Here is a 7,436-nt window from a genome sequence, read left to right on the forward strand (position 1 = left end):
GCGACTGCGTGATCGCCGCATCCGGCGACAGCTCGCCCCTGTCGATACGGCGCTGGAGGTCGGCGAGTGAGATCATGACGGCGTTTCCTGTTGTTGGAAGCGCTTTTAGGCATCGCATCGGGACGGCGCAAGCCGCCGGTCACCCCCTCATTCCGGGGCGGCGCGCGGCACCGAACCCGAAAATGACGGTGCGGAGCCCCCTTTCGCACGTCTCCAGGTTGTTCCATGCTGGCCTCGCAAGGAGCCGCCGTGGACGCCGTCAATTCAACGCCAGCGCTGACCGAGGCCGAGCGGGTCGACCGTCTCCGGCTGATCCGCTCGGACAATGTCGGACCGCGCACCTTCCGCTCGCTCGTCGACCATTTTGGCAGCGCGCGCGCCGCACTGGAGCGGCTGCCCGAGTTGGCGCGCCGCGGCGGCGCAGCGCGCTCGGGACGGATCTGCGGTGCGGACGAAGCCAGGGCCGAGCTAGCCGCCGGCCGCAAGCTCGGCGTCGACTGGCTCGCGCCGGGCGAGGAGGGTTATCCCATCCGGCTTGCAACCCTCGACGACGCGCCGCCGCTGCTTGCGGTGCGCGGCGACCGCGCGAGCTTGATGCGGCCGATGATCGCGATCGTCGGCTCGCGCAACGCCTCGGGCGCCGGACTGAAATTCGCGGGACAGCTTGCGCGGGCGCTGGGCGAAGCCGGCTTCGTCGTGATCTCGGGCCTGGCGCGCGGCATCGATCAGGCCGCGCATCGCACGAGCCTGGCCTCCGGCACCGTCGCGGTGCTCGCCGGCGGCCATGACTGCATCTATCCGCCCGAGCATGAGGATCTGCTCGTCGCGATCCTGGAGCAGCAGGGCGCCGCGATCTCCGAGATGCCGCTCGGCCACGAACCGCGCGCCCGCGACTTCCCGCGCCGAAACCGGTTGATCTCTGGCGCCGCACTCGGCGTCGTCGTGGTGGAAGCCGCCCACCGCTCGGGCTCGCTGATCACCGCGCGCATGGCGGCAGAGCAGGGCCGCGAGGTGTTCGCCGTACCGGGCTCGCCGCTCGATCCACGCGCCGCCGGCACCAACGATTTGATCAAGCAGGGCGCCACCCTCGTCACCGAGGCCGCCGACATCGTCAATGCGGTCCAGCCGATCCTGGAACGGCCGGTGATGTATCCCGTAGACGAGCCGGACAGCGAGCCGTTCGACCGCGATCCGCGGGCCCACGACCGCGCGCAGATCGCAAGCCTGCTCGGGCCGGCGCCCGTGACGATCGACGATCTCGTGCGGATGTCCGGCGCATCGCCCGCGATCGTGCGCACGATCCTGCTGGAATTCGAGCTTGCAGGCAGGCTCGAGCGCCACGGTGGCGGGCTGGTGTCGCTGATCTAGCTGCGAGGGTCGCGCTGCTAGAACCAGATCCCCTGCATGCCCAGGATGACGGCCAGCAGCGAGACGAACAGGCCGATGCCGGAGAACAGGGCGACTGCGACGAACTCGTTTCTGTCGGACTGCCTGGCCCGGACGGCCGACTTCTCGGTGAAAATCCGCGGTGCTGAAAATGAAGAAAGAATGCGAGCTGTCTTGGACATATCGGGCTCCCGTAAAATGGGTCATCAGACCCCCCTCGCCCATGAAAATGTCTGCGCAGCTTGCGCGACGGTTCAACACGTCACGCAAACGCAACCAAATACGTCCAGGGGATGAAGGAACCGGCCGGCACAACCAGCTCGTTGCGCGGATGATCGTCATCGGCGCGAATTCCAATCCAGCACCGTCGTCCTTCGAGGCTCGCTACGCGAGCACCTCCAAGCTCACGACAGCTTGCGCTTGCTGCGCAGACGCATGTGTTCGTCGGCTTCGAGATGGGCCATACCGAGGAGGTGGTGCAGCACGTCGAGCTTGTGGCGCCCGGCGAGCTTTCGCAAGGACGCCACCTGCTCGGCAATGAAGGCGACCGCTTCATCAGCCCCACCCTCCCCTGGCTCGTCGGCCCGCGAACCTCTCCGCCCGGCCGCAGCCGCGCGCCTGCGTTTTCGTCCTGGTGTCGTCACCAGACCCCACCCCGAATCCTCGTCCCGCAAAACCTTACGCCCAATGCGACCGCAACTCCAAGGTGGTGTTTTGCAACTTATCGGATAGGAAATTGGGCGCTTGCCGGCGCCCCTCAACAGCCTGCGATTTGACAGGGGCGGCCTCACCACCCATGTTCGGGGCGAAACGGCCGACCCGAATCCCTTCGAATTCGGCCCCGATTTTCCCCATAAGTTACTGGAACTACATGAATATCGTCATCGTGGAGTCGCCGGCGAAAGCCAAGACGATCAACAAATATTTGGGCTCCTCCTACGAGGTCCTGGCCTCGTTCGGCCATGTCCGCGATCTCCCGGCCAAGAACGGTTCCGTCGATCCGGACCACAATTTCCGGATGATCTGGGAGGTCGATCCCAAGGCCGCCGGACGGCTCAACGATATTGCCAGATCGCTGAAGGGCGCCGATCGCCTGATTCTCGCCACCGACCCCGATCGCGAGGGCGAGGCCATCTCCTGGCATGTGCTGGAGGTGCTGAAGGAAAAGCGCGCGCTGAAGGACCAGAAGATCGAGCGGGTGGTGTTCAACGCCATCACCAAGCAGGCGATCTCGGAGGCCATGAAGCATCCGCGCCAGATCGACGGCGCGCTGGTCGACGCCTATATGGCGCGCCGCGCGCTGGACTATCTGGTCGGCTTCACCCTCTCCCCCGTGCTGTGGCGAAAGCTGCCGGGCGCACGTTCGGCCGGCCGCGTGCAGTCGGTGGCGCTGCGGCTCGTCTGCGACCGCGAGCTCGAGATCGAAAAGTTCGTTTCGCGCGAATACTGGTCGCTCGTCGCGACCCTTCTGACCCCGCGCGGCGAGGCCTTCGAGGCGCGCCTGGTCGGTGCCGACGGCAAGAAGATCCAGCGGCTCGACATCGGCAGCGGCGCGGAGGCCGAGGACTTCAAGAAGGCGCTGGAAGCGGCCGCCTTCACCGTCACGGCGGTCGACGCCAAGCCGGCCAGACGCAACCCGCAGGCTCCTTTCACCACCTCGACCCTGCAGCAGGAGGCGAGCCGCAAACACGGCTTTGCCCCCGCCCACACCATGCGGATCGCGCAGCGCCTCTATGAAGGCATCGACATCGGCGGCGAGACCACCGGACTCATTACTTATATGCGCACCGACGGCGTGCAGATCGCACCCGAGGCGGTCACCCAGGCACGCAAGGTGATCGGCGAGGACTATGGCAACGCCTACGTGCCCGATGCCCCGCGCCAGTACCAGGCCAAGGCCAAGAACGCGCAGGAGGCGCACGAGGCGATCCGCCCGACCGACCTCTCCCGCCGTCCCGCCAGCATGACCCGCAGGCTCGATGCCGATCAGGCACGACTCTACGAGCTGATCTGGAAGCGCACCATCGCGAGCCAGATGGAGGCCGCCGAGCTCGAGCGCACCATCGTCGACATCGTCGCCAAGGCCGGCTCCCGCACGCTGGAGCTGCGCGCCACCGGCCAGGTCGTCAAGTTCGACGGCTTCCTCGCGCTCTACCAGGAAGGCCGCGACGACGAGGAGGATGAAGATTCCCGCCGCCTGCCCGCGATGAGCGGGGGCGAAGCGTTGAGGCGGCAGAGCCTTGCCGTCAGCCAGCACTTCACCGAGCCGCCGCCGCGCTTCTCGGAGGCGTCACTCGTCAAGCGCATGGAAGAACTCGGCATCGGCCGGCCTTCGACCTATGCCTCGATCCTGCAGGTCCTGAAGGACCGCGGCTACGTCAAGCTGGAAAAGAAGCGCCTGCACGGCGAGGACAAGGGCCGCGTCGTGGTCGCGTTCCTGGAAAATTTCTTCAGCCGCTACGTCGAATACGACTTCACCGCCGGCCTCGAGGAGCAGCTCGACCGCATCTCCAACAGCGAGATCTCCTGGCAGCAGGTGCTGAAGGACTTCTGGCGCGACTTCATCGGCGCCGTCGACGACATCAAGGATCTGCGCGTCGCGCAGGTGCTCGACGCCCTCGACGAGATGCTGGGGCCCCACATCTATCCCCCGCGCGCCGATGGCGGCGACATCAGGCAGTGCCCAAGTTGCGGCAGCGGCCGGCTCAACCTGAAGGCCGGCAAGTTCGGCGCCTTCGTCGGCTGCAGCAACTATCCGGAATGCCGCTACACCCGTCCGCTCGCCGCCGACAGCGAGGCCAGCGCCGACCGGTCGCTCGGCCAGGATCCCGACACCGGCCGCGACGTCTGGGTGAAGGCCGGCCGCTTCGGCCCCTACATCCAGCTCGGCGAGCAGAAGGATTATGCGGAAGGCGAGAAGCCGAAGCGCGCCGGCATTCCCAAGGGCACCTCGCCGGGCGATGTCGAGCTCGAGTTGGCGCTCAAATTGCTGTCGCTGCCGCGCGAGATCGGCAGACATCCCGAGACCGGCCAGCCGATCACGGCCGGCATCGGACGCTTCGGGCCATTCGTGCGCCATGAAAAGACTTATGCGAGCCTGGAAGCCGGCGACGAAGTATTCGACATCGGGCTGAACCGCGCGGTCACGCTGATCGCCGAGAAGGCCGCCAAGGGTCCGAGCCGCCGGTTCGGTGCCGATCCCGGCAGGGCGATCGGCGATCATCCTTCGCTCGGCACCGTCACGGTGAAGAGCGGCCGCTACGGTCCCTATGTCAGCGCCGGCGGCGTCAACGCCACCATCCCGGCCGAGTTCGAGAAGGACGCGATCACGCTGGCGCAGGCGATCGCGCTGATCGACGAGCGCGCGGCCAAGGGCGGCGGCAAGGCCAAGGCGAAAGCCAAGCCCAAGAAGACGGCAAAGTCTTTCAAGGCGGCCTCCGAGGCCGACGGCGAGGCCGCAGCACCGAAGACTGCGAAGAAGGGCGCGACCAAGGCCGCAGCCAAGACCAAGGCCGCAGCCAAGACCAAATCCGAATCAACCAGCAAGGCACGCGCAGCCGTGTCGTCGACGGCCAAGACATCGGCAATCAAGACGTCGGCGACCAAGACATCTGCCGCGACCAAGGCGACGGCCAAGAAGAGTGCCGGCAAGAGTTAGAGGTTAAGTGAAACGCAAACATGACCATGGCTTTCCTGATCGGAACGCCATCGTCGCCTTCATCAAGGCAAATCCTGGAAAGGTCGGAACCCGCGAAATCGCGCGCGAGTTCGGCCTGAAGAACGCCTATCGCGCCGAGCTCAAGCGCATGCTGCGCGAGCTCGCCGACGAGGGCACCATCAAGAAGAAGCGCCGCCGGATCAGCGAGCCCGACAGCCTGCCGCCGACCGTGCTCGCCGACATCACCGGCCGCGACAGCGACGGCGAATTGATCGCTTCCCCCGCCGAATGGGACGAGGTCGAGAGCGGCGAGCCGCCCAAGATCCGCATCCATGTGCCGCGCCGCGCAGCCCCGGGCACCGCGGCCGGTGTCGGCGACCGCGCGCTGTTACGGGTCGAGCGCGCCGACGAGACCGAAGGCCCGGCCTATCGCGGCCGGATCATCAAGGTCATCGATCGCGCCAAGAGCCGCATCCTCGGCGTGTTCCGGAGCTTGCCCGAGGGTGGCGGGCGGCTCGTCCCGGTCGACAAGAAGTTTGCCGACCGCGAGCTGAACATCGGAAGGACCGAGACGCTTGGCGCGGAGGACGGAGATCTCGTCAGCGTCGACATCGTCCGCTCGCGCGGCTTCGGGCTTGCCTCCGGCCGGGTCAAGGAGAAGCTCGGCTCGGTCAAGTCGGAGAAGGCGATCAGCCTGATTGCGATCTACGCCCACGACATCCCTCTGCAATTCTCGCCGGCCGCAACCCGCGAGGCCGACGTGGCCGAACCCGCAAATCTCAGGGGGCGCGAGGACTGGCGCGACGTTCCGCTCGTCACCATCGACCCGCCCGATGCCAAGGATCACGACGACGCGGTGCATGCCGAGGCCGATCCGGATCCCAGCAACAAGGGCGGCTTCATTCTCCACGTCGCGATCGCCGACGTCGCCTTCTATGTGCGACCTAGCTCGGCGCTCGACCGTGACGCGCTGGAGCGCGGCAACTCAGTCTATTTTCCCGACCGCGTCGTGCCGATGCTGCCCGAGCGGATCTCCAACCATCTCTGCTCGCTGGTGCCGGGCGAGCCGCGCGGCGCGCTCGCGGTACGGATGGTGATCGGCCCCGACGGCCGCAAGCGCTCGCACAGCTTTCACCGCGTGCTGATGCGCTCGGCGGCCAAGCTGCACTACGCGCAGGCGCAGGCCGCGATCGACGGCCGGCCGGATGACGTCACCGGTCCCCTGCTCGATCCGATCCTCAAGCCGCTCTATGCGGCCTACAACTGCGTCAAGCGCGCGCGCGACGAACGCGATCCGCTCGACCTCGACCTGCCCGAGCGCAAGATCCTGCTGAAGGCGAACGGCACGATCGATCGCGTCGTGGTTCCCGACAGGCTGGACGCGCACCGGCTGATCGAGGAGTTCATGATCCTCGCCAACGTCGCGGCGGCCGAGATGCTGGAGAAGAAATCGCTGCCGCTGATCTACCGCGTGCACGACGAGCCGACGCTGGAAAAGGTCACCGCGCTCTCCGAGTTCCTGGAGACGCTCGACGTCCCCTTCGCCAAGGCCGGACCGCTGCGCCCCACTTTGTTCAACCGCGTGCTGGCGCAGCTCGAAGGCCATGACTTCTACCCACTGGTCAGCGAGGTCGTGTTGCGCGCGCAGGCGCAGGCGGAATATTCCGCGGAGAATTACGGCCATTTCGGCCTCAACCTGCGCCGCTACGCGCATTTCACCTCGCCGATCCGCCGCTACGCCGATCTCGTCGTGCATCGCGGGCTGATCCGCGCCTGCAGGCTCGGCGAGGGCGGGCTGACCGACGCCGAGGCCGCCGCGCTGCCCAAGGTCGCGGAAGCGATCTCGTCCGCCGAGCGGCGCGCGATGGCGGCCGAGCGCGACACGGCCGACCGGCTGGTCGCGCATTTCCTCGCCGACCGGATCGGGGCGCGCTTCATGGCCGTGGTGTCGGGCGCGACGCGCGCCGGCCTGTTCGTGAAGCTCGACGAACTCGGCGCCGACGGATTCGTGCCGGCGTCCTCGCTCGGCGGCGACCGCTGGCGCTTCGACGAGGCGCATCGCGCGCTCGTGTCCGCGCGCGGACGCGAACGCCATCGCGTCGGCGATCGCGTCGAAGTGCGCCTCGTCGAGGCCGCACCTTTCGCCGGCGCCTTGCGCTTCGAACTGCTCGCCAACCTCGGCCATGCGCCCGGTGCGACCGCGGGCCGCGCCCCGCGCCGTGGACAAGCCCCGCCCAAGGGCGCAAAGGCCCGCGCTCGGAACAAGGGCGGGCGGAGCCGGGCATGACGGTGCAAGTTTCCACGATGCGGGTCCCGACGCAGGTTTCCGCCCCGCGGGCCGCGACTTCGGCGAAGCGCGACGCGGCGGCGGCCGTTCGCCGCGGTTTCGCGC

Annotated in this window: 5 protein-coding genes; 3 read left to right on the top strand and 2 right to left on the bottom strand. The window is 67.5% G+C overall.

Annotated features, from left to right (window positions below):
- The first annotated feature begins 225 nt into the window (after positions 1-225).
- Positions 226-1,368 carry a DNA-processing protein DprA gene (gene dprA, locus KGM94_RS21780; protein ID WP_300263986.1) on the top strand — a complete coding sequence of 381 codons (1,143 nt, stop codon included), beginning with the start codon at positions 226-228 and terminating at the stop codon, positions 1,366-1,368.
- A gap of 17 nt (positions 1,369-1,385) precedes the next feature.
- Here dprA and KGM94_RS21785 read toward each other — a convergent pair whose 3' ends face one another.
- Both KGM94_RS21785 and KGM94_RS21790 read right to left on the bottom strand, forming a co-directional pair.
- Entirely contained in the window at positions 1,386-1,568 is a 183-nt protein-coding gene (locus KGM94_RS21785; protein WP_300263988.1) for a hypothetical protein, read from the bottom strand.
- 222 nt (positions 1,569-1,790) lie between these two features.
- Entirely contained in the window at positions 1,791-1,913 is a 123-nt protein-coding gene (locus KGM94_RS21790; RefSeq protein WP_300263990.1) for a hypothetical protein, read from the bottom strand.
- Positions 1,914-2,257: 344 nt separating this feature from the next.
- Here KGM94_RS21790 and topA point away from each other — a divergent pair, with 344 nt between their 5' ends.
- A complete protein-coding gene (gene topA, locus KGM94_RS21795) occupies positions 2,258-5,044 on the top strand; it encodes a type I DNA topoisomerase (protein ID WP_300263991.1) in 2,787 nt (928 codons plus the stop codon).
- A gap of 7 nt (positions 5,045-5,051) precedes the next feature.
- Positions 5,052-7,331 carry a ribonuclease R gene (gene rnr / locus KGM94_RS21800; protein WP_300263994.1) on the top strand — a complete coding sequence of 760 codons (2,280 nt, stop codon included), beginning with the start codon at positions 5,052-5,054 and terminating at the stop codon, positions 7,329-7,331.
- The last annotated feature ends 105 nt before the right edge of the window (positions 7,332-7,436 follow it).

Origin of the sequence: Bradyrhizobium sp. (assembly GCF_028868675.1) — a bacterium.
GTDB lineage: Bacteria > Pseudomonadota > Alphaproteobacteria > Rhizobiales > Xanthobacteraceae > Bradyrhizobium.